This is a genomic window from Staphylococcus sp. FSL W8-1207 (assembly GCF_038003745.1).
GTDB classification, from domain to species: domain Bacteria; phylum Bacillota; class Bacilli; order Staphylococcales; family Staphylococcaceae; genus Staphylococcus; species Staphylococcus equorum.
In genome coordinates this window covers 728,478-752,286 of the sequence record NZ_JBBOPU010000001.1, presented here as the reverse complement: position 1 = coordinate 752,286, position 23,809 = coordinate 728,478, and the positions used below count along the sequence as shown (strand labels likewise).

Here is a 23,809-nt window from a genome sequence, read left to right as displayed (position 1 = left end):
CATTACCTCCTTCTATTCTTCAAAAAATGCTTGGCCAACTGTGTAATCATCAGATAAGACCATAATCCCTTTTTCTTGAGGTGCATTTGGTAAATCAAGTTCCTTCATAGAACAAATCATACCACTTGAAGCTACGCCTCTTAACTCAGCATCTTTAATAACCATACCGCTTGGCATTACAGCACCTACTTTAGCTACTACTACTTTTTGTCCAGCATCGATATTAGCTGCACCACAAACTATCTGTAACTTTTCAGAACTTACATCAACACTGAGTACACTTAATTTATCTGCATCTGGATGTTTTTCTTTAGTTTCAACATAGCCTACAACAAACTTAGGAGACAAATCTGCATTTAATTTAAATGTAAATCCAGCATCTTCAATGGCTTTTTGAAATTCATTAACTAGTGTTTCAGTTAACTTAACATGCCCATTTCCACTTATAGTTGATTTTTCTGATACATTAAAAATGTTATAACCTACAACTTGAGATTCATTTTTAATTTCAACAACATCACCTTTATACTCATAATTGAACTCACCACTAGCTGGTTCAACTTGTAGAAACGCAACGTCTCCTACTGCTTCTTTGTTATAAAATAAATTCATGTCTATAGACTCCTTATTTCTTATCTTTATTTTCGTATTGCTTTCTTGTTGCTTCTAATCTTTGTATCACGTTAGGATCTCTTTTTTGTTTATTATTTTTTCCTAATATAAAAATAGGCTCAAAATGACCTTTGTCGTAACCTAATGATAATGATGTAATTGGGACTAAACCTTTTGTAAAGAATTCCATAGTTAAATGCGCCATTACGTCATAACCCGTTTTATTACGGATATCTGCAATAATTAACACATCCTGATGTGGCACTGCAACTAACATTTCACCTTCACATTGGTCTTGGATTTCATTTAAAAACGTCGTGTTTAAGATTCTACTCGCATCATAGCCATCGTTAGAGTTAATAAAATAAAATATATTGCCTTTTACTTCATCCGTAGTATATTTATTATCTAATTTTCGCACATTAAATAAGGCCATTTCTTTTAATTGTTGCTTAGATAACTTCATTGACTCTAACATTTTTTCATCCATAAGACGATATGATTTCCCTAGATCAACTACGTAGTAAATATTTGTTTCTGCAGTGTGTTCTTCTATAACAAATGCATTACCATCTTTATCTTTTTTATCAAAACTTGGGGATCTCAATACTGGCATGATTTGGGCACTATTAACCTCTGATAGCCCCTCCCCTTTCATTTGTTCAATAGCTTCTTCTACATAATATACAATTTCATCTACTATATTTTCTTTTTGTTCTTTATATTTAGCTACTATCGTAGCAACTTTTACAGTGACACCTTTGCCATTGTCTACTCTAGATATACGTAGCGTTTCATCTTCTCGATTAAAAGTAAACTTCACTTCTGGTTTGCTTAATCGATCTTTTAATTTATCTCTCATTTGAAAGACATTCATTGTTAACACTCCTATTTACGTGCCTTATTATAGTTTACAATAAATACACCCTTAGGAACAGAAAAAATGTAAGTTCTAAGGGTATATATTTTTATATTTCAACATGAATTATTTACAAAATAAATTTTTTTATAAAGATGCTAAAAAGTCATCAATTTGTTCGATGGATTTTCGCTCTTTTCCAATATAACTACCGATTTGTGAGCCGTTACGAAAAACTAGAAAACTCGGTATGCCCATAATGCCATTTTCCACACAAATATCTATAAATTTATCTCTATCAACTGAAATGAATTTATAATCAGTGTATTTATCCTCTAACTGTGGTAATTCGGGCTCAATCACTTTACAATCAGGACACCAATCAGCCGTAAATAAAAATACTGTTTGCTCGTTTTTAAGTTGCTCAAATTGTTGTTCAGTTTCTAATTGTTGCATCTAATCTCTCCTTCATGTGTTATTTATATTGTAATTCTTCAATTTTCGAATCATCTAATTGGGTAGTAGCTTGTGTTAATAATTCTCTTGCAGCTTCGTAATCTCTTATATCAAACACTGCGTTTGTACTATGAATATATCGTGCACAAACTCCAATTACTGCGGTTGGGATACCGATTTTTGCTTTGTGAATTTCGCCACCATCAGTGCCACCAGGTGAAATATAATATTGATGCTTAATTTTAAATTCATCAGCTAAATCTAGTAAGTAATCTCTAAAAGTTGGCTTAAGTAGCATCGTACCATCTTTAATTCTAATTAGTGTACCTGCACCTAATTCTCCAGATAAATTTTGTTTACCCTTCATATCATTGGCTGGTGAACAGTCTACTACAAAAGCCACATCAGGGTCTATCAATTCAGCAGATGCTTTAGCTCCTCTTAAACCAACTTCTTCTTGAACATTGGCACCTACATATAAGTCATAGCCAAGCTCTACATCTTTTAATAATTCCAATAATTCAATACCAAGCAAACAACCATAACGATTATCCCACGCTTTACTTGAGAAACGATGCTCTGATAATTGTGTGAAGGGTGTTTCTGGAACAATTGAATCACCAATTTCAATGCCACGTTTTCTTACATCTTTTTGATTTTCACAGCCAATATCTAAAAGTAAATCTTCAATTTTCGGTGCACCTTCATTACCTGTTCTAAAATGTTTAGGTATATTCGCAACCACACCGGTGATTTCTTCATTTTTACGCGATTTTACTTTAAGTCGTTGACCTTGCCAAATATCTGTAGCAACGCCGCCCAAATTTGTAAATTGTATCATACCATTTTCTGTAATATTTGTGATCATAAAACCAATTTCATCCATGTGAGCAGCCACCATTACACGCTTTGGATTCTTTACTTTCGAACGTTTAACACCGTAAATGCCACCCATGCGATTATAAACAAAATCATCTACGAATGGTTCTAATTCTGTTTTCAAGTATGCTTTTACATCATCTTCGAAACCAGGTGCGCCATGTAATTCTGTTAATGTTTTCATTCTAGCTAATGTTTTATTATTGTCTATATTCAATGTCTCTCACTCCTTACTATTTATTATATCATCTTCGTTATGGTAAACTATAAATATGACTTTATTGGAGGTAGATTGTGTTATGTTAAATAAAAAGAATAGGCTTATCATCTTATTTATTTCACTAACAACAATTGTCGGAGCGACTTATTTTTATAAACGTCAAAAAGATCTACAATATCACGATCCAGATAAAATTATTACTGAAGTAAGAACATACTTTATGAATGTTGTAGGATCTTATATATTGAATGAACCGATTACGTATAAAAAATCCGATAATAATTTTATTGTTTTTCAAGGTGGTATTACCACACAAAACAATAAAACATTAACATATTATGACTTTTTTGCAGATGCAAAAAGTGGAGAAGTTATAGATATTCTTGAATGTGAATCATAAAAGTAAAAGGTTAAAGTTTTGAACATGTAATGTATCAATCGCTTAAAGCACTGATTATACATTACGAGAGATAAAGATTAACGCTGTTTAGACATAGGACTACACCCATCCTTTTTTAAAACAGTAATAGTCCGTATCTCTTCGTTCATAACTTTAGCCTTTTTAATTTCTCGTAATATAAGTTTCTATCTCATTCAATTTATGCTTATCAAATTTCACAGCAAAGTATTTCGCATCATGATAATATAAGAACCAATAATCTTGCAAGATATAATTTGGAATTAAACGTTCTTTCTCTCTTATGGATTGCATAGGATAGTCATCATATGCTGTTACCCACAATGGATTTCTATGAGCTAGCGTCGGGAAGATGTCTCCCATGTGCACTGCTTTTTCTCCTTCACTTTCTATTGTGACTACTGAATGTCCATAACTATGCCCTCCAGTATGACGGATTTGAATGCCAGGATATATTTCTATCTCGTCCTCAAATAATATTAATTTATTTTTAAAATCTCCATTATTTTTCTGCCAGTAAGTCGATTTACTACGTATATTGGGACTTTGGAATTCATGCCATTCATCTTGTTGAAGGACATGTATTGCATTACTGAAAATAGCATGTCCATCGTTATCCGTTAGCCCAGCTGCATGGTCAAAATGAAGATGAGTCATTAATACATAATCAATATCCTCTAGTGTTAGATTTAATGCTTTTAGATCATTTTCCATATCACTCTCATAATGGACACCAAATATTTTACGTTCTTTATCAGTTAATTTTCCAGTACCAATACCAGTATCAACAATAATATTTTTATCCTCAGTTTGGATAAGTATCGGATGTGTAGGTAATGGGATTTGATTTTTTTCGTTCACCTCGTATTTTTTTGTCCATAGTGCTTTTGGTACAACGCCAAACATTGCACCCCCATCAATATGAGTAATACCCCCGTTTAAATAATGTACTTTATAATTGCCTAATTTCATCATTTAATTCCTCCTCATCTTCCATTTAACAACGTCGATTACTTTCTATAGTAATACAATACATTTACTACGTAAAATAATGGATATGATTTGAAAACACTGATTCTTCAATTTCCTTCCTCTACGCAATCAATACTATTATGAATAATATAAAAAATGCCAACAAAGTTATATAACTCTGTTGGCATTTTTTAATAATTATAAATTTTTATGGAATTTTGCTTCCATGCGATAAATTCTTGAGCCCTTGTCAGAAAACTTTCTTTCATACTCAGTTTCTATATTATCTTCGTCATCTTCCTGATGAAGATTTAAATTGAGTTTAGTAAAATACATACCGAATTGAGACATACTCTCTAAACTATAAGCAAATAGACCTCTGTTGTCAGTTTTAAAATGAAGTTCCCCATCTTCTTTCAAAACTTGCTTATACAGTGCTAAAAACGTATGATACGTCAATCTACGCTTAGTATGTCGTTTTTTAGGCCATGGATCTGAAAAATTCAAATATATACGATCAATTTCGCCATCTTTGAAATATTCATTGAGCTCCAGTGCATCATTACATATCAATTTAATATTTGTAAGGCCAAGTTCTTTAACTTTATCTACAATATTAACTACTACACTTTTTTCTCGTTCTAAAGAAATAAAATTTATATCAGGATTTTGACCAGCAAGTGTCGTAATAAACTGTCCCATTCCTGACCCTATTTCAATATATATTTCTTGATCTTTATCAAACCAGTCACTTATGTGCCTTGCATGACTACCATCCATATCCACTAATTCAGGATGTGATTTTAAATAATCTTCTGCCCAAGGCTTGTAACGCATTCTCATTCTGATAACTCCTTATATAAAAGCATTGTTATTCATTACTTCATTTAAGAATTTAAGCCACATATTCATATCTTTGTAGCGCTTTTGTTCTTCGTACCATTGAACCATACCTATAGACTGGATAACTGTATACCATTTCATACGTTTTTGTAAGTCCATTGAATCTTTTGTTCCATATACATCTAACCAGTGAGGCCATTTCTTTTCAGGAACGTAATTGTATAGCAGCATACCTAAATCAATTGCAGGATCAGCAATCATCGCACCTTCCCAATCAACCAAGTAAAGCTCGTCACGATCTGATAATAACCAATTATTATGGTTGACGTCGCCATGCACAACCGTAAAGAAACGTGGATCTAAATTAGGCATATGATCTTCTAAATACGTCAATGCTTTTCTTACTACATGATGCGTTAAAACTTCTCTAGATAATGAAGCGTTAATTTTGTTTAACAAAATATCGGGTGTGATCGGCTCCATTTCCATTCGTTTTAACATATTCAATAGTGTTCTTGAACTATGAATTTTTTTCAATAAATTAGCTACTCTTTGTTCGTACATTTCATTGAAAGTAAGTTCTCTACCATTTTTCCAATGCTGCGCCGTTACAACTTCTCCAGTTTCGATACGTTTCGTCCAAACTAGTTTTGGCACAATACCTTCAGCAGATAAGGCTGCAATAAAAGGGTTTGAATTTCTTTTTAAAAATAATTTCTGTCCATCCTGTTCAGCCATATAAGCTTCACCAGATGCACCACCTGCTGAATCAAGCGTCCATCCTAATTGATAAAACTGCTCCAACACGTTCACCTCACTTTCAACTAGAAAATGGCTCCTGAAAAGAATTTTCGAGAGCCATATATAATAATTTTTAATTCAAAATTATAAACTCCAACCAAAATTGTGCAGCCTCAAGTTTTATGACTGACACATTGTCCCATCGTGGTTCAAGTCCTTTTTAATTTATTAATACTCATACTGTCTGAGCTAATTTACAATAACTTTTACATCATATCATAAATTAGCTCTTAACAGAGTATTAATTTAATATTTCTTTATCTTTTTTTGTGAAATTTTTTACTTCCAAATTTCATGACATATAAAAGATTTTATAATCTTTAATACTTTATTTCAACTATAAATGAGAAATTAAAATTCACATTTTGATTCCATACCTTTATGGAATTCTATTAAACGGCTCAGTAAGAATTATAACATAATTTGACCTTAATATATGTTACATTTTCTATCCATTTATTGAAATTATTAACTATGCGTGTCAATATATCTATTAAATCCTTCTTGTAACGATTTAGTGATTGGTCCTACTTTTCCATCACCCACAGCTTCACCATTTAATTTAACAACTGGCATCACTTCAATTGATGTACTTGAAACCAAAACTTCATCCGCATTTTTCAAAAAATCTAAAGTAAATGTTTCTTCTTTAAACGAAACACCTTTTTCTTGAGCAATTTCTTTTATAACCATACGTGTAATGCCGTTCAAAATATAGTTGTTGATTGGGTGTGTATAAATCACTCCATCTTTAATTGCGTAAACATTACTTGAAGATCCTTCTGTAACAGTTTCACCACGGTGCTGAATTGCTTCTTGTGCATTATATTTAACAGCATATTCTTTTGCTAATACATTGCCTAATAAATTCAAGCTTTTTATATCACATCTTAACCAACGGATATCTTCAGTTGTCACGGCATTTATGCCTTCTTCTAATAGCTTATATGGACGATCATAAGTCTTTGTAAAAGCTGTGATGTTCGCTTTTACTGATGGCGTAGGAAAGGCATGGTCACGTGGTGCAGTACCACGTGTTACTTGAATATATACACCGCCATTAACTACACCATTTGCAGCTATCAGTTCGCGTACGAGTTCTATAAGGCCATTAACAGTATAGTTTAATTCTAAGCCAATTTCTTTAGCACTTCTTAATAATCTTTCAAAATGTGCATTGGCAGTAAAGGGATGATTGTCATAAACTCTTATATATTCATAAATACCATCACCAAATACATAACCTCTATCGTTATAAGCTACATTTGCATCTTTTTCTTCTAGTAATCTTTCGTTTATTAACACTTTTGTCATATTTATTCCTCCACACACAAAGTATATAGTGACTCTAAATAGATACTCGTCGCATCAAATAATTGCTTCTTACTGATATATTCATTTTTTTGGTGCATTAAATCTTCAGAATCATTGAACATTGCTCCAAAGGCAACACCTTTATCTAAATTACGGGCGTATGTGCCACCACCAATTGTGTATGGTTCAGTTTCATCGCCTGTTTGGTTTCTATAGGCTTGTACGAGCGTTTGAACAAATGGATCATCTTTTTCTACATAGTGTGGTGTTTGATTTTTACCTAATTCAATTGAAAATCCAAGTGATTGAACTTCACTCTTGAAACGCGTCATTGCTTCTTCAAATTCAAATCCTTGCGGATATCTTAAATTAACACCAAATGTCCCACCTTTGACATTGTCATAAGACATAACACCAATATTCGTCGTTAAATCACCCATAACATCTGTGTGGAATTTCATACCCATTTTTTCTCCGAAATGAGAATTGAATAAATATTTTTCACTGAAATCTACGAAATTAGCTGCTGTTTTATCTAAATCTAGGCTTGATAAGAAATTTAACAAGTATAAACCAGCATTGACACCGATAGAAGGATCCATACCATGTACAGCTTTTCCTTGAACTTTTAATACAAGTACACCACTATCAACGATACTTTCCCCTTCAATATTGTTCTCTTGAACAAATTGTTCGAAATTTTGAATGACATCAGTCATGTTTTCTTTTACAGATACATTTGCCACGGCTTCATCAGGTACCATATTATATCTTTGACCTGAGTTAAATGAAATTAATTCATATTCTGGCTCGTCTTGGTCTTCTGCTTTTTCATTTTGTATCACATCAAAAGTAGTAATACCTTTTTCGCCGTGAATTGCAGGGAATTCTGCATCCGGTGCAAATCCTAATGCAGGCATTTCTTCAGTTTCAAAATAACGCTCAGTGCATTGCCAATCAGATTCTTCATCAGTACCTATTATAATATGTATACGTTTTTTCCAATTTACATTCATATCATTTAATATTTTAACTGCATAGTACGCTGCAATTGTTGGACCCTTATCATCAAGCGTACCTCTTGCAATAATTCTATCGTCTGTCACAACTGGATCAAATGGATCAGAATCCCAACCTTCTCCAGCAGGTACAACATCAACATGGCATAATATACCAAAAACATCTTCTCCAGCACCCGCTTCAATACGACCAGCGATATGGTCTACATCATGTGTGCCAAATCCATCGCGTTCAGCTATTTTGTACATGTAATCTAAGGCTTTTCGTGGACCAGGTCCAACTGGATATTCTGCTGTTGCTTTATTATCTTCCCTAACACTCTCAATAGATAATAAACCTTTCAAATCATCAACGATTAGATCTTCATACTCTTTCACTTTGTCTTTCCACATTTGTGATCCACTTCCTTCTCCAAACTTATATATTTAATATTTTACATGAAGTGTGGAAGAAACTACAGTGAGATGTCATTATTATTTAAAAATTCCAACTGTTTAGTCAACAAAGAAAACAGTTCAACCTATATATATTAATATATTTCAAAAACTGTATTAATATAAAAAAGAAGTGAGACAAAATACATGTCTCATCCTTAATTATTATATTGGCAGTGACTGACTGAACTGAAAATGCGCTTATATTAATCTTTTAAAGCACTACTACTTCATTTATGAAGACAAGTAGGTCTTATGCAAGCGCTCCAGCTCATGTATTCGATTTTCTAGTTATCTTTGTGGGACTCGGCTCATACGACGAAATCTCGTTAAAAAATATAAATTTCTGTCGCACTTACATAAAAAAACCTAGTTCACTAAAATGAACTAGGCCGTCAAAACGTAATCTACTACTTATTATCACGTTTATTACTATTATTTTTTAATTCTTCTTCAGTTACGACACGTAGATTATTAGAAGGATCTCCGCCTTCATCATCGAATCTAGCTTCTTCAATTTCTACGTCTTCTTTTTTGACACCATTTTTGAAATGATTTTTTTGATCTTTAAGGTAACCTTTAGGGTCTTGTTTTACTTTTGAAGCATAGCCTTTAGGATCTTGTTTTACTTCACTATAAGTTTCGCCTGCTTTTGAACTAATTTGACTAGCGATATCTTTCGCGTTTTGTTTATATGATTCTGGATTAGACTTGTATTTGCCATACTCGTCTTTTAATCTATCTCTATTTTCTTTTTTAGAAAGAACAACTGCAGCCGCTGCTCCGCCGATACCTAATACTGCTTTAAATAAATTTGACATAAAAACACCTCTTCATTATTTTAATCCTAATTGTTTAAAATCTTGTTGAGTTAGATGACGATATTCTCCTGGCGCTAATGCTGAATCTAGCTTTAAGTCGCCAATGCTAATACGTTTCAAAGCTAAAACTTCATTATCTATAGCATGAAACATACGCTTAACCTGATGATACCTTCCTTCGTATATTGTGACAAATGATTTGTTCTTTTCATCACCTTCAACTAATTGAGCAGGTTTCGCCAATCCCTCATTTAATTCAATACCCGTTTTAAAGGATTCTATATCATTTTTTGTAATAGTTTTTTCAGAAATTACTTCATATGTCTTAGAAACATGCTTTGTTGGACTCATCAATTGATGGTTAAACTGCCCATCATTAGTGATGAGCAATAACCCTTCAGTATCTTTATCCAAACGTCCAACTGGAAATAGTTCTAAATATCTAAATTCTTCTACTAAGTCTATAACTGTCTGTTGATTATTATCTTCAGTAGCCGATAAATACCCTTTTGGTTTATTTAACATCAAATAGATTTTATCTATATACTGAATTTGCGTTTCATTAACGCTTACAGTATCCGTATCTGGATTGATTTGTGTTTTTGGTGATTTCTCTTTTTTATCATTCACGGTAACATTGCCTTTTTTTAGTAGTTGTTTCACTTCTGTACGTGTTCCTACGCCCATATTAGCTAAGAATTTATCTATTCTCATTCTGCGATACCTAATTTACGTCTAATTTTCTGTGGAATATCACCTAAAAACTGATCTGCAAGTCTTGTCTTCATAGTCATGCTAGCATAAACTAACATACCAACAATCACACTAACAATAATTATAATCAGCGATCCAAATTTAGATTGTGTTGAAATAAAGAATTGTAAGATAAAGAATGTTAATTCAACTGATATCATCATAATTAAGCTATACAAGAATATTTTACCAAAGTGTAACCATGTTTCTGAAAAATCAAATTTAGCATGTTTTTTAAGTATATACAGATTACATGACACTGCAAATAATAATGCAATTGCCGTACTTAATATCGCACCAGCAGAATGGAACGCTATAATTAATGGTGTATTTAACACTACTTTTATTACAACTGCCGCTAATATAACAAATACTGTTAATTTTTGTTTATCAATACCTTGTAACATCGATGCTGTTACACTCAATAAACCAATTAGAATTGCTACTGGCGCATAGTAGAATAGCATTTGGCTACCATCAACATTATAACTATAAAAGACTGTATATAATGGTAACGCTAATGCCATAATACCTAAACTTGCAGGCACTGTGATGAACATTAGAACCCCTAATGACGTACGTATTTGTCTGTGCATCTCATGTAATTCACCTTTTGCATACGTTTTAGTAATAAATGGAATTAAACTTACTGCAAAACCAGCTGATAGTGCTGTTGGAATCATAACGATTTTATTTGTCGTCATATTTAAAATTGTAAAGAAATAGTCATGCATATTGCTAGACACACCTGCTAAACCGAGTGCGCTATTATGTGTAAATTGATCGACTAAATTAAATAATGGGAAATTCAGACTCACGATGACGAACGGAATACTGTAAGAAATAATCTCTTTGTACATTTTACCGTATGATATATCAATGCCCGTTGTATCCGTTGCAACCATTTTTTCAATATTAGGTTTTCTTTTTCTCCAGTAATACCATAGTGTGAAAATCCCTGCAATTGCTCCTACAGCCGCTGCAAATGTAGCAATACCATTAGCTGCAAGTACACTGCCGTTAAATACATTAAGAACTAAATAACTACCAACTAAAATAAATAGTATACGTGCAATTTGTTCAATAACTTCTGACACTGCTGTTGGTCCCATAGATTTGTAACCCTGGAACACACCGCGCCATGTAGCAAGTAGCGGAATAAAAATAACTACCATACTAATAATTCTAATAATCCATGTAATTTCGTCTACTGACCACCCGCCATTTGCACCTGCTTTATTTGCTAAAGTAATAGATGCAATTGTTGGAGCTAATAAATATAAGATGAAAAATCCTATAAATCCTGTTACAGTCATAACAAGAAAGCTTGATTTATACAGTTTTTCACTGACCTTATATGCACCCATTGCATTATACTTAGAAACATATTTAGACGCTGCTAATGGGACTCCCGCAGTTGCAATAGCAATCGCTATATTATACGGGGTGTATGCATAGTTGAAAGGCGCCAAATTTTCCTCTCCACCAATAATCGAGTAGAATGGAATAATATATATAACACCTAAAACCTTAGTAATCAAAATACTAAGCGTAATTAAAAAGGTGCCCCTCACTAATTCTTTACTTTCACTCATTCAGATCTTCCTATCTCAAATTAATTTTTACACTCATAACTTTAATAATAACGTTATAACTACTTTTTTTCAAAAGTATATTACTATAAAATAACACTATATAGCTAAGGGAGGCAATAAAATGTATCAAACAATTATAATCGGTGGTGGGCCAAGTGGACTCATGGCTGCCGCTGCAGCAAGTCAAAATAGCGAAAATGTTTTATTAATTGAGAAGAAAAAAGGATTGGGTCGCAAGCTAAAAATTTCTGGTGGCGGCCGCTGTAATGTTACTAACCGCCTTCCTTATGATGAAATTATTAAAAACATACCTGGCAATGGAAAATTTTTATACAGTCCTTTCTCTGTATTTGATAATGAATCCATCATTCAATTTTTCGAATCAAGAGGTGTAGGTTTAAAAGAAGAAGATCATGGTCGTATGTTTCCAGTATCTAATAAAGCACAAGACGTGGTAGATGCCCTCATTCATACGTTACAACAAAACAATGTAAACGTTAAAGAAGAATCTACTGTCCAATCTATTGAATATACACCACAACAAACGTTTCAAGTTACACTAAATGAGCAACAACAATTTGAAAGTAAGAGTCTCATTATTGCGACTGGTGGTACTAGTGTACCCAAAACGGGGTCTACTGGAGATGGTTATAAATTTGCTAAACATTTAGGTCATACGATTACAGAATTATTTCCGACCGAAGTCCCTATTACGTCTTCTGAACCTTTTATTAAGAACAAGCGTTTAAAAGGTTTAAGTTTAAAGGATGTTGCACTATCCGTATTGAAAAAGAATGGCAAACAACGTATCACACATCAAATGGATATGTTATTCACACATTTTGGTATAAGTGGACCTGCCGCACTGAGATGTAGTCAATTTGTATATAAAGAGCAAAAAAGTCAAAAACAAAAAGAGATACAGATGCAACTTGATGCTTTTCCAAATCTGAGTGTCGCTCAATTAGAAGCACAAATTAGAAATATATTAAAAGATACACCTGACAAATATATTAAAAATAGCTTGCACGGGTTAATCGAAGAACGTTATTTATTATTCATTATTGAACAAGCACAAATTAGTGATGACTTAACTGCCCATCATATTTCAAATGCACAAATTAATAAGTTAGTTGAATTATTTAAAGGTTTTACTTTTACTGTCAACGGAACGTTGCCCATCGATAAAGCTTTTGTAACTGGTGGTGGTGTGTCATTAAAAGAAATACACCCTAAAACTATGATGTCAAAACACGTACCAGGGTTATTTTTGTGCGGTGAAGTATTAGATATACATGGTTACACAGGTGGATATAATATCACAAGCGCTTTAGTCACTGGTAATGTTGCTGGCTCAAACGCGGGTGAATTTCATCTTTAATACTTAAATATAATCTTCACAAATCAAAACAAACAAAATGCTCTTATAGCATTTTGTTTGTTTTTTTGATTTATATTGTCATCGAGACAATATTTGCCTTTGACAAGTTCATAGCTGAAGACTATAGGATGACGCTGCGCTTGTGGAATACTTGCACAAAAAAATGCCAACAAAGTCAGAGACTTTGTCGACACTTTAAAATTACAATTAACGCTCTAAAAAGAAAGCTAATTAGAATTTATTAAATCAAACATTTTCAATTCAATATTTTAAGCTTTATTTCAACTTAAATACTATTGATTTCTAAACCTTCGTCGCCCCACGCGTCCATACCGCCTTCAACATTAACTGCATGTATATCGTTTTGTTCAAGGAATTGAACAACTTGTGCACTACGTCCGCCCACTTTACAAATGATATAATATGTTTCATCTTTGTTAAAATGATTTAATTTATCTGGAACTTGATTCATTGGTATTTTTTCTGCGCCTGGTATTACACCCATAGCTGTTTCTTCATCTGTTCTAACATCAACGATATGAATTGGATCAGAATTTAGGACCTTATCTTTCAACTCATCAATTGTAATAGATTCCATAAATAATTCCTCCTACTATTATTTAGCTACAATGTTAACTAATTTTTTTGGTACTGCAATGACTTTCTTGATATCTTTACCTTCAATTTCAGCTTTAACATTATCATTATCAAGTGCTAATTGTTCCATTTCTTCTTTTGAAGTGTCTTTTGGAATATTAATCTTAGCACGTACTTTACCGTTCACTTGAACAACAATTTCGATTTCATCATCAACGAGCAATGATTCATCATATGAAGGCCATGGTTGATAAGTGATTGTTTCTTCATGTCCAAGTTGCGTCCATAATTCTTCAGATATATGTGGTGCAATTGGTGCCAACATTTTAATGAATCCTTCAATATATGGTTTGTAAATTTCATCTGTTTTATAACAATCATTGATAAATACCATAAGTTGACTTATCGCGGTATTGAAATTCAAAGTATTATAATCCTCAGTAACTTTTTTCACTGTTTGATGATAACTTTTATCTAAAGCTTTATTATTAATATTTACCACTTTATCGGAAATCAAACCATCATCAGTAACTAATAAGCGCCAGATTCTGTCTAAGAAACGTCTTGAGCCGTCTAAACCATTTTCACTCCATGCAATTGCTGCATCAAGTGGTCCCATAAACATTTCATACATACGTAAAGTATCAGCACCATGTGATTTCACGATATCATCTGGGTTGATTACATTACCTTTTGACTTACTCATTTTTTCATTACCTTCACCGAGTATCATGCCTTGGTTAAATAATTTTTGGAATGGTTCTTTCGTAGGGACTACACCTAAATCATATAAAACTTTATGCCAGAATCTCGCATATAATAAGTGAAGTACTGCGTGTTCTACACCACCAATGTATAAATCAACCGGTAGCCAGTGTTTTAATTTTTCTGGATCAGCAAGCATTTGATCATTATCTGGATCAATATATCTTAAATAATACCAACAGCTACCTGCCCATTGTGGCATAGTATTTGTTTCGCGACGACCTTTCATTCCAGTTTCTTCATCAACCACATTAACAAAATCAGCAATGTTAGCTAATGGAGATTCGCCTGTACCTGAAGGCTTAATTTCATCCGTTTCAGGTAAAAGTAACGGCAATTCTTCTTCTGGAACAGTGGTCATTGAACCATCTTCCCAATGAATTACAGGTATTGGTTCGCCCCAATATCTTTGACGACTAAATAACCAGTCTCGTAATTTATAATTTACTTTTCTAGTACCCGCACCTTTTTGTTCTAACAATTCAATTGCTTTAGCAATCGCTTCTTCGTTATATAAACCGTTCAACTCGCCAGAATTAACATGTGGTCCATCTCCATCATAGGCTTCTTGCGATAAATCGCCACCTTCGATAACTTCTAAAATTGGCAAATCAAATGTTTGTGCGAATTCATAGTCTCTTTGGTCTCCACTTGGTACTGCCATAACTGCACCAGTTCCGTATGTGGAAAGTACATAATCGGCAATCCAAATTGGAACTTGTTGTCCAGATAAAGGATTCGTTGCATATGCACCAGTGAATACTCCGGATTTTTCTTTAGATAAACCTGTACGTTCTAAGTCTGACTTTTTAGCCGCTTCTTGCTGATAATCTTTGATAGCCACTTCTTGATCTGCTGTTGTAATTTGATTTACAAGTTCATGTTCAGGACTTAACACTAAGAATGTTGCACCGTACACAGTATCTGCACGTGTTGTAAATACTTCAATTTGGGCATCATTGTCTTCTACATCGAATGAGATAGTAGCCCCTTCTGAACGACCAATCCAGTTACGTTGCATGTCTTTTAATGATTCAGGCCAATCTAAGTCATCTAAATCTTCAAGTAAACGATCTGCATATTCAGTAATTTTTAATACCCATTGTTTCATTGGTTTTCTTACCACAGGGTGACCGCCACGTTCGGACACACCGTCAATAACTTCTTCATTTGAAAGTACTGTACCAAGTTCTGGACACCAGTTTACTGCAACTTCATCAACGTAAGCGAGTCCTTTATTATATAATTGAATAAAAATCCATTGCGTCCATTTATAATATTCTGGGTCTGTAGTATTCACTTCTCTATCCCAATCATAACTGAAACCTAATTCTTTAATTTGACGTTTAAACGTCTCAATATTTTTTTTAGTAAATTCACGAGGATCATTACCAGTGTCTAAGGCATACTGTTCTGCAGGAAGACCAAATGCATCCCACCCCATTGGATGTAACACATTATAACCTTGCATACGTTTATAACGAGAAATAATATCTGTAGCTGTATAACCCTCTGGATGGCCTACATGAAGTCCTGCACCTGATGGGTATGGAAACATGTCTAGCGCATAGAATTTTTTTTGACCTAAATTATCGCTCGTTTTAAAAGTTTTATGTTCTGCCCAATAATCCTGCCATTTCTTTTCAATTTCATTATGATTGTAGTTCACTACTTTTCCTCCTATTCAATAAAAAAACACCTCAAACTATTATCGATTTCAAAAGGGACGACTTTTACCGCGGTACCACCCAGTTTCACATTAAATGTGCGCTCATTTAAATTAATAGTTAGAGATGTTATAAATTCATTTAAGTCCTGGTAAGTTCACTCAATGCTTAACACTAGGTTCCACCTTTCCTAGTTCTCTGTAGAAAAGCTTTCAAGTTACTACTCCTATACATTACTAATGATATTTGAAAAAAGGTTTTATTTCAAGTGGAAAACGCGAAATAAAGCTACACTAAAAGTTTCTAAGTTGCGATTTATTAGTTTTTATAAAAAAATCGAACAAGCAACCTTACACCTGTTCGAGAAAATGATTATAATTTTTATTTTCCATGTAAAATTTATACATCTTTTGGTAATTTCCTATCATAAATCATTAAGAAAAACACTGCGATAACAAGTAAACCTATCATACTTAAAAACATCGCTTGCATATTAAATGTATCTACAAGAACTCCGCCTATAAGCGGACCAAAAGCCTTGCCTACAGTTGCTGCTGAGTTAACATACCCTTGAAACGCCCCTTCTTTTCCTTTTGGAGCTAATTGATTTGCAATTGTTGGAACGGCTGGCCAAACAAACATTTCACCTAATGTTAGTATAATCATACCTATCATGAACACTGAAAATTGTTCAGCAAAACTTGTCACTAAGAACGACATTATAAAAATCGCTATACCTACCAACATTTGATATTTTAAATTACCTTTTAGTAACCTGATTACCGGCATAATTAGCGGTTGTGCAACCAGAATCATAATACCATTAACAGTCCATAACAAACTGTATTGGCTCATTGACATATTAATTTCTTGAGTGAAAGAAGCAATCGTACTCTCCCATTGAATGTATGCAATCCAACAAATACTAAACATCACACATAAAAGTGATAGCGCAATAAATTGAACTCTGTTTTGTTTAGATAATAAGGACATCGTATCATTCGATTTTACTTTCACATCAAGTTTAATATTAAATTGTGTGATTGCTACAACTGCAAATGCTACATACATTAATAAGTTTGCTATAAATATGTAATTGAAACTCAACTCTGCCACAAAACCTCCGGATGCTGCTCCTATAGCGACGCCTAAATTTTGCGCTAAATAGATTGCGTTAAATGTTTGGCGGCCACCTTGAGGCCATGCAGCGCCTGCGAGTGCATAAACAGCTGGAATAATCATACCCCCGCCAAAACCTAATGCTACGAGCCAAACCGCATACCAAGGCCACCCATGGAAGAAATTTAATAGCGTTGTACTGATTAAACATATAACTGTACCTATCATAATCGTTGGGTAGCCACCTAATTTATCAAATAAATTACCACCTAATAAATTACCAATAACCATACCAAACGAATTGATCATTAGGACAAAACCAGCCATTGTAAGACTTTTATCTAATTGTTCATTCATATAAATTGTATTTAAGGGCCATAAAAAACTTGAGCCAGTGATATTTAATGCCATCCCAATAACTAACCACCACACTGATTTAGGCATTTTCATAACAGTAAGCTCCTCTCTATTTTTAAAATTTCTAATTTTACACTAAACACTATATCATTAAAATATGTTAAAATCTTTAACTAGAATGAATTCAGAAAGGAAAATGTTTTATGGGACAATTTTTCCCTTACGCATTCGAGAATAAAAGATATCACACTTGGAATTATCACTTAAAAAATAAATTCGGACAAAAGATTTTCAAAGTAGCAATTGACGGTGGCTTTGATTGTCCTAATAGAGACGGTACTGTAGCACATGGAGGATGTACTTTCTGTTCAGCTGCAGGTAGCGGAGATTTTGCAGGTAATCGTGTGGATCCAATCGATGTACAATTTCAACAAATTAAAGATAGAATGCACGAAAAATGGAGTGACGGTCAATACATTGCTTACTTCCAAGCATTTACAAATACGCATGCACCTGTCGAAGAATTACGTGAAAAATATGAAACTGCTTTGAAGGAACCTGGTGTTGTTGGCCTTTCAATAGGTACACGACCTGATTGTTTACCTGATGATGTGGTTGAGTATTTGGCAGAGTTAAACGAGCGTACATATTTATGGGTAGAACTTGGTTTACAAACAGTTCACCAAGAAACATCAGATTTAATCAATCGCGCGCATGATATGCAAACATATTATGAAGGTATCGCCAAATTACGGAAACATAACATTAATATTTGTACACATATTATTAATGGTTTGCCAGGCGAAGACTATACAATGATGATGGAGACGGCTAAAGAAGTCGCTCAAATGGATGTCCAAGGTATTAAAATCCATTTACTACATTTACTTAAAGGCACACCAATGGTGAAACAGTATGATAAAGGCATGTTAGAATTTATGTCACAGGATGAATATACTAAATTAGTTTGTGACCAATTAGAAATTATTCCAAAAGAAATGATTGTTCATAGAATTACTGGTGATGGTCCGATTGATTTAATGGTAGGTCCAATGTGGAGCGTAAATAAATGGGAAGTACTGAACGAAATCGATAATGAACTTGGTCACAGAGAATCATATCAAGGAAAACATTTTGAAAGTAAGATAAAATCATGAAATTAGAACGTATTTTACCATTTGCGAAAATGTTGCTTCAACAACATATTACATCAGAAAGCATTGTCATAGATGCTACTTGTGGTAATGGCAATGACACACTTTTTCTTGCGCAACAAGTGCCTCACGGTAAAGTATATGCAATGGATATCCAAATAGAAGCTATTAGCAATACAAAACTAAAAACTGAAGGTTATCACAATGTAACGTTGATTCAAGATAGCCATGCACATGTAAAACAGCATATTCCAGATATTGAAGTTGGTAAAGTGGATGCTGCCATTTTCAATTTAGGATATTTACCTAAAGGTGATAAATCGATTGTTACCCAACCTGAAAGTACATTATCAGCTATCAACGCAATTTTTGATATATTGGCTCCAGAAGGCGTCATTATATTAGTGATTTATCATGGTCATGATGAAGGCAAGTTAGAACGTGATGCTTTAATTGATTATTTATCACAGTTTGACCAAACTAAAGCACATGTATTGCAATATCAATTTATTAATCAACAGAATAACCCGCCGTTTATCTGTGCACTTGAAAAAATTTAGACTGTGAATACCTCATGATTTCAAGGTATACTTTCTTAACGCAACCACGGTTATTAACAATTTATTCGAAGATAAAATAACTATTTTAAATCTCAAACAAACCAAACTTGTATTATTTACGTTTAGTTTGTTTGAGATTTTTAATTACTATCAATGATTTAGCACGACTCCTGTGTGGAAGGATTGAGCTAAAGACTATAAGCTAAAGCTAGTCCTGAAGAAAGTATGCACAAACCTTATTTATAATAAAATAAAAAAGACAAACAAAAGCCTCGGTATTTGACTACCGAGGCTTTGCTTATTCCCTATAAGTTAATGATAGATTTAAGACTAGTTTGAATGCTAGTTGATTTTGATTCAATTTCTTCTTTGAAGAAATTTAAAAGGCTTTCCCGTTGCGCTTTTAAATCTTCATTGAAATGAATGATAACTGTACGTTCGTCATTTTGTGGTCTTTCTTTAATGATCCACGCTTTTTCCACTAAATCATTATAAGTTCTTGTACGCTTATAAGATTTAATGTGCACAAAATCATCCATTTCCTTTAAAGTCATCGATCCTTCTTTCCAAAGCGTTAAAAGAATCAAAATTTCTTCTTTCGACATCTTGTACTGCTTTTGAACTTTGTTAAAGATATCTTCGATGTCATTCAACACCATTTCTAATCTTAAAACACCATCAACATTATCAGTAAATGTCTTCCCCATAGAATAATCCCCCAATCATAGTATAAAGTTAAACATGTAAAATTAATTTATCAAAAAACATCATTCTTAGTAAATAAATTCTTCACTGAATTAACATTAGAATTTTTAATAAAATTAATCTTATATACAGTTTAAATTTAAACTATGAATTATGCAATTATATGAGTTATTTTATTTTGCATTTCTTTCAAAATAGTGGCTGATTTTTCGAATAATTTGCGCTCATGGCTGTCTAGAGGCATTTCAAAAACTTTTACAGCACCTTCTTTATTTACTTGTGTTGGTACACCAATATAGACTTCTTCTTGGTTGTATTCACCCTCTAAATAACTAGAAACTGTTAATACAACATTTTGATTATTTAAAATTGCTTTAGTAATGTGTAGTAACCCCATTGCAATCCCATAATACGTCGCACCTTTTGCTTGTATTATATCGTAAGCTGCATCACGCGTGTTTGTAAAAATCTCTTCAACTCTGTGTTGCTTTTCAGGATCATCTTTTAAAAGTTGATATAAAGATTGACCAGCAATATTAGCTTGAGACCATACCGCCAATTCTGAATCACCATGTTCACCGATAATTTGACCATGCACGCTTCCTGATGAAACGCTAAATTCTTCAGCTAACTCATATTTAAAACGTGCTGTATCTAAAATTGTTCCAGAACCTATCACTTTTTCTTTTGGTAAACCTGATACTTTGTATGTCACATATGTTAAGACATCTACTGGATTTGTAGCAATCAATAAAATACCATCGAATCCAGATTTCATAACTTCAGAAACAATTCCTTTAAAAATTTTGGTGTTTTTTTCAATAAGATCTAAGCGTGTTTCACCTGGTTTTTGAGCTGCACCAGCAGTAATGACGACTAAATCTGCATTTGTACATTCATTATATGTACCTGCTTTGATTTTCACTGGTGAATCACCATATGGCGCACCGTGATTTAAATCCATGACGTCGCCCTTAACTTTTTCTTCGTCTAAATCAATAATTACTAATTCATCTGCAACACCTTGAGCTACTAACGCAAAAGCATAACTTGAGCCTACTGCCCCATCACCTATTAAAACTACTTTATTATTTTTAACTTGTTTCATTATATGACGCTCCTCACGTATTCAATCGTTAAGTTATTATTTGTGATTTATTTCACAATATAAATATAACAGTATTCTATGAGTTTTTCAATAAAATTATGATTTATTTCACAAAATTATTTCAATAACATTCATTATAGCGAAGTACAAGCTCTTTATTCTAAATGATATTTTATAAGAAAAGCGTCAGATACCATAAAATGTTATCTGACGCTTTTCTTACTCTATTTTAGTGTGGTGATGCTTTTAATTAAGATACTTCATGTTCATCATGTACAATAAAGCCGTTATTGCTTGCACTATTATTTAAAAATGCCAATATATATCTCATTACTTCATCTCTTTCGGGTTCATTATGTACCTCATGATAAAGTCCTTCCCATGCTTTGAAATATAATTCATCCGTTTTCACTTTGTCTTTAATTAATTCCATTGTTGATGTATCTGCAACTTGATCTTCTAGACCATACATTAACAGTAGTGGTAACGGTTTAATATCAGTTAAATGTGTTACTGTTTCTTTCATAATTTCTATGATTTGTTTATACCAGTGATAAGTTACTTTCTGCAACATCAACTGGTCATTTTTTGTTTCTTCAATTACTTCTTCGTTTCGTGTTAAGTCTTCAACCGTGATTCCCACTTTAAATCTTGTGTCTTTAGCTACTTTACCTATATTTGAAATTATTTTGTCTTTACGAGATTTATTACTCTTTTTAAATTCTAAAAGTGGAGATAAAAGCATCAAACCTTCAATTGGTACTTCTACTTTTTCAAGTAAATTAAGTGTAATTAAACCACCTAAACCGACACCTAACACGTAAGTAGGTATTTTATACTCATTCGCTATTCTAATCCACTCTAAAATATGCTCATGATATACATCAAAACTGTCAATTTGACCTTTGTTAGAACGTGACGTTTGCCCTTGGCCAGGTAAATCGCCCATAATAACATGATATCCATTTCGGCGAAGCATCGTAATTACATATGCGTATCTTCCCGTATGTTCAAGCATGTTATGTGCAATTACAACGACACCTTTAGCTTCCTTTTCGGTTTCCCATTTCCACATAATACATACTTCCCCTTCTCGTTAAATTTCATTATATTTATTGTATCAAAATATGATGTACTTTTTCCATTTTAAAGATAGCCATGGACGTGAAAAACTCAATTTGTTTTAAAAATAAAAAGCATCTTATAATCAACACTTTGCTATAAGTGTATTTAATAAAATAAAGTGTAATATATTCTATTGCAAACGATTTCATTCCCTTTAGATTCATGCTACACTTATATTGAAAGATCAGCTGTAAGCAGAATGGGAGGAATTAATATGCCAATTGTGAAAAATTTTTTTATCGGGTTATCTAACAACCCTTTTTTAAATAAGACTGCTAAGGAAATCGGTCCAATGCTCGGCGCTAATAAAGTGGTTGCTGGCAATACAATCGAAGCCTTATTAAACACAATTGAACGTCTAAACAGCAAGGGAATTACAGTTACTGTAGATTGCCTTGGAGAATTTGTTGTAACTGAAGGTGAAGCAATTCAATCAAAAGATCAAATATTAGAAGTGATGTACGCTATTTATAATAATAGCTTAGATGGTCACATGTCTATTAAATTAAGCCAGTTAGGCTCTGAATTTGATTTGGATCTTGCTTATCGCAATCTACGTGAAATATTATTAAAAGCGAATGAGTTTAATAATATGCATATTAATATCGATACTGAAAAGTATGATAGTTTATTTGACATCACGCAAGTGTTAGATCGTTTAAAAGGTGAATTCAAAAATGTAGGTACCGTAATTCAAGGTTATTTATATGAAGCTGATACACTTGTAGAAAAATATCCAGAATTACGATTGCGCATGGTTAAAGGCGCATATAAAGAAAGTGATACAATAGCTTATCAAACTAAAGAAGACATTGACGAAAATTACATACGTTTAATTGAAAAAAGATTATTAAACGCTAAAAATGTAACGTCAATTGCAACTCATGATGATAAAGTTATTACACATATAAAACAATTTATCAAAGATAATAATATCGAAAAAAATCAGTATGAATTTCAAATGTTGTATGGTTTCCGTACTGATTTAGCGGAGAAAATAGCTGGGGAAGGTAACAATTTCTGTATTTATGTACCATATGGGGATGATTGGTTTAGTTACTTTATGAGGCGACTAGCTGAACGACCTCAAAATTTAAATTTAATGTTTAAAGAATTAATGAAACCCGAAGTAATGAAAAAAGCGGGCGTTGTTACAGGTATAGTTGCAGCCTTTGGGGCAGCTAGTGCCTTAGTATATCGCCTTTTCAAAAAATAATAGTGAACAAAAAAGAATTGGACTTAACGAAATCGTTATTGTCCAATTCTTTTTATTT

23 protein-coding genes are annotated in these 23,809 nt (G+C 33.0%); 5 read left to right on the top strand and 18 right to left on the bottom strand.

Going from position 1 to position 23,809, the window contains the following annotated elements:
• Positions 1 to 12: 12 nt before the first annotated feature.
• From ytpR to NSR03_RS03880, 4 genes are all read right to left on the bottom strand, one after another.
• Positions 13 to 612 (bottom strand): YtpR family tRNA-binding protein, encoded by a 600-nt coding sequence (gene ytpR, locus NSR03_RS03895; RefSeq protein WP_002507315.1) that lies wholly within the window; start codon positions 610 to 612, stop codon positions 13 to 15.
• Positions 613 to 625: 13 nt separating this feature from the next.
• Complete coding sequence (locus NSR03_RS03890; RefSeq protein ID WP_021339051.1) at positions 626 to 1,489, bottom strand: DUF1444 domain-containing protein; 864 nt, start codon at positions 1,487 to 1,489, stop codon at positions 626 to 628.
• 129 nt (positions 1,490 to 1,618) lie between these two features.
• Positions 1,619 to 1,927 (bottom strand): thioredoxin family protein, encoded by a 309-nt coding sequence (locus NSR03_RS03885; RefSeq protein WP_021339050.1) that lies wholly within the window; start codon positions 1,925 to 1,927, stop codon positions 1,619 to 1,621.
• Between the two features lie 19 nt (positions 1,928 to 1,946).
• Positions 1,947 to 2,990, bottom strand: a complete 1,044-nt coding sequence (locus NSR03_RS03880) for a M42 family metallopeptidase (RefSeq protein WP_369965107.1) — start codon at positions 2,988 to 2,990, stop codon at positions 1,947 to 1,949.
• Between the two features lie 115 nt (positions 2,991 to 3,105).
• On the opposite strand from NSR03_RS03880, the gene NSR03_RS03875 reads away from it, so the two are divergent.
• Complete coding sequence (locus tag NSR03_RS03875; protein WP_021339048.1) at positions 3,106 to 3,426, top strand: hypothetical protein; 321 nt, start codon at positions 3,106 to 3,108, stop codon at positions 3,424 to 3,426.
• Between the two features lie 162 nt (positions 3,427 to 3,588).
• Here the strand turns inward: NSR03_RS03875 and NSR03_RS03870 are convergent, their stop codons facing one another.
• The 8 genes from NSR03_RS03870 to NSR03_RS03835 all read right to left on the bottom strand — a co-directional run bounded on the left by NSR03_RS03870 (position 3,589) and on the right by NSR03_RS03835 (position 11,997).
• Entirely contained in the window at positions 3,589 to 4,416 is an 828-nt protein-coding gene (locus NSR03_RS03870; protein ID WP_031265958.1) for a YtnP family quorum-quenching lactonase, read from the bottom strand.
• A gap of 198 nt (positions 4,417 to 4,614) precedes the next feature.
• Entirely contained in the window at positions 4,615 to 5,259 is a 645-nt protein-coding gene (gene trmB / locus NSR03_RS03865; RefSeq protein ID WP_002507309.1) for a tRNA (guanosine(46)-N7)-methyltransferase TrmB, read from the bottom strand.
• A 12-nt stretch (positions 5,260 to 5,271) separates the two neighbouring features.
• Positions 5,272 to 6,063 carry a phosphotransferase family protein gene (locus NSR03_RS03860; RefSeq protein WP_002507308.1) on the bottom strand — a complete coding sequence of 264 codons (792 nt, stop codon included), beginning with the start codon at positions 6,061 to 6,063 and terminating at the stop codon, positions 5,272 to 5,274.
• Between the two features lie 465 nt (positions 6,064 to 6,528).
• The gene (dat, locus tag NSR03_RS03855) at positions 6,529 to 7,374 is read right to left on the bottom strand and encodes a D-amino-acid transaminase (RefSeq protein ID WP_021339046.1); all 846 of its coding nucleotides are present in this window, start codon (positions 7,372 to 7,374) and stop codon (positions 6,529 to 6,531) included.
• 2 nt (positions 7,375 to 7,376) lie between these two features.
• Entirely contained in the window at positions 7,377 to 8,786 is a 1,410-nt protein-coding gene (pepV, locus tag NSR03_RS03850; protein WP_021339045.1) for a dipeptidase PepV, read from the bottom strand.
• Positions 8,787 to 9,238: 452 nt separating this feature from the next.
• On the bottom strand, positions 9,239 to 9,649 hold the full coding sequence (locus NSR03_RS03845) for a YtxH domain-containing protein (protein WP_021339044.1): 411 nt from the start codon (positions 9,647 to 9,649) through the stop codon (positions 9,239 to 9,241).
• Positions 9,650 to 9,664: 15 nt separating this feature from the next.
• Positions 9,665 to 10,363 carry a pseudouridine synthase gene (locus NSR03_RS03840; protein WP_002512504.1) on the bottom strand — a complete coding sequence of 233 codons (699 nt, stop codon included), beginning with the start codon at positions 10,361 to 10,363 and terminating at the stop codon, positions 9,665 to 9,667.
• Complete coding sequence (locus NSR03_RS03835; RefSeq protein WP_021339043.1) at positions 10,360 to 11,997, bottom strand: putative polysaccharide biosynthesis protein; 1,638 nt, start codon at positions 11,995 to 11,997, stop codon at positions 10,360 to 10,362. Before NSR03_RS03835 ends, NSR03_RS03840 begins: the two co-directional genes overlap by 4 nt.
• Before the next feature lie 121 nt (positions 11,998 to 12,118).
• Between NSR03_RS03835 and NSR03_RS03830 the strand changes: the two genes are divergently transcribed.
• The gene (locus tag NSR03_RS03830) at positions 12,119 to 13,378 is read left to right on the top strand and encodes a BaiN/RdsA family NAD(P)/FAD-dependent oxidoreductase (protein ID WP_002507302.1); all 1,260 of its coding nucleotides are present in this window, start codon (positions 12,119 to 12,121) and stop codon (positions 13,376 to 13,378) included.
• Between the two features lie 286 nt (positions 13,379 to 13,664).
• On the opposite strand, the gene NSR03_RS03825 is transcribed toward NSR03_RS03830, so the two are convergent.
• The 3 genes from NSR03_RS03825 to NSR03_RS03815 all read right to left on the bottom strand — a co-directional run bounded on the left by NSR03_RS03825 (position 13,665) and on the right by NSR03_RS03815 (position 17,976).
• Positions 13,665 to 13,976 (bottom strand): rhodanese-like domain-containing protein, encoded by a 312-nt coding sequence (locus tag NSR03_RS03825; protein WP_002507301.1) that lies wholly within the window; start codon positions 13,974 to 13,976, stop codon positions 13,665 to 13,667.
• An 18-nt stretch (positions 13,977 to 13,994) separates the two neighbouring features.
• Positions 13,995 to 16,409 carry a leucine--tRNA ligase gene (gene leuS, locus NSR03_RS03820; RefSeq protein ID WP_069801612.1) on the bottom strand — a complete coding sequence of 805 codons (2,415 nt, stop codon included), beginning with the start codon at positions 16,407 to 16,409 and terminating at the stop codon, positions 13,995 to 13,997.
• Positions 16,410 to 16,806: 397 nt separating this feature from the next.
• Entirely contained in the window at positions 16,807 to 17,976 is a 1,170-nt protein-coding gene (locus NSR03_RS03815) for an MDR family MFS transporter (protein WP_069820859.1), read from the bottom strand.
• Between the two features lie 110 nt (positions 17,977 to 18,086).
• Here NSR03_RS03815 and NSR03_RS03810 point away from each other — a divergent pair, with 110 nt between their 5' ends.
• Entirely contained in the window at positions 18,087 to 19,040 is a 954-nt protein-coding gene (locus NSR03_RS03810; protein WP_002507298.1) for a TIGR01212 family radical SAM protein, read from the top strand.
• A complete protein-coding gene (locus NSR03_RS03805) occupies positions 19,037 to 19,597 on the top strand; it encodes a tRNA (mnm(5)s(2)U34)-methyltransferase (protein WP_069818608.1) in 561 nt (186 codons plus the stop codon). The genes NSR03_RS03810 and NSR03_RS03805 overlap by 4 nt, the downstream gene beginning before the upstream one ends.
• Positions 19,598 to 19,902: 305 nt before the next feature.
• On the opposite strand, the gene NSR03_RS03800 is transcribed toward NSR03_RS03805, so the two are convergent.
• The 3 genes from NSR03_RS03800 to NSR03_RS03790 all read right to left on the bottom strand — a co-directional run bounded on the left by NSR03_RS03800 (position 19,903) and on the right by NSR03_RS03790 (position 22,485).
• A complete protein-coding gene (locus tag NSR03_RS03800) occupies positions 19,903 to 20,304 on the bottom strand; it encodes a transcriptional regulator, SarA/Rot family (RefSeq protein WP_021339039.1) in 402 nt (133 codons plus the stop codon).
• A gap of 149 nt (positions 20,305 to 20,453) precedes the next feature.
• Complete coding sequence (locus NSR03_RS03795) at positions 20,454 to 21,410, bottom strand: L-lactate dehydrogenase (RefSeq protein ID WP_340719179.1); 957 nt, start codon at positions 21,408 to 21,410, stop codon at positions 20,454 to 20,456.
• Positions 21,411 to 21,660: 250 nt separating this feature from the next.
• A complete protein-coding gene (locus tag NSR03_RS03790) occupies positions 21,661 to 22,485 on the bottom strand; it encodes an alpha/beta fold hydrolase (RefSeq protein WP_002507294.1) in 825 nt (274 codons plus the stop codon).
• Positions 22,486 to 22,749: 264 nt separating this feature from the next.
• On the opposite strand from NSR03_RS03790, the gene NSR03_RS03785 reads away from it, so the two are divergent.
• Positions 22,750 to 23,751, top strand: a complete 1,002-nt coding sequence (locus tag NSR03_RS03785) for a proline dehydrogenase family protein (RefSeq protein ID WP_002507293.1) — start codon at positions 22,750 to 22,752, stop codon at positions 23,749 to 23,751.
• Positions 23,752 to 23,809: the final 58 nt, after the last annotated feature.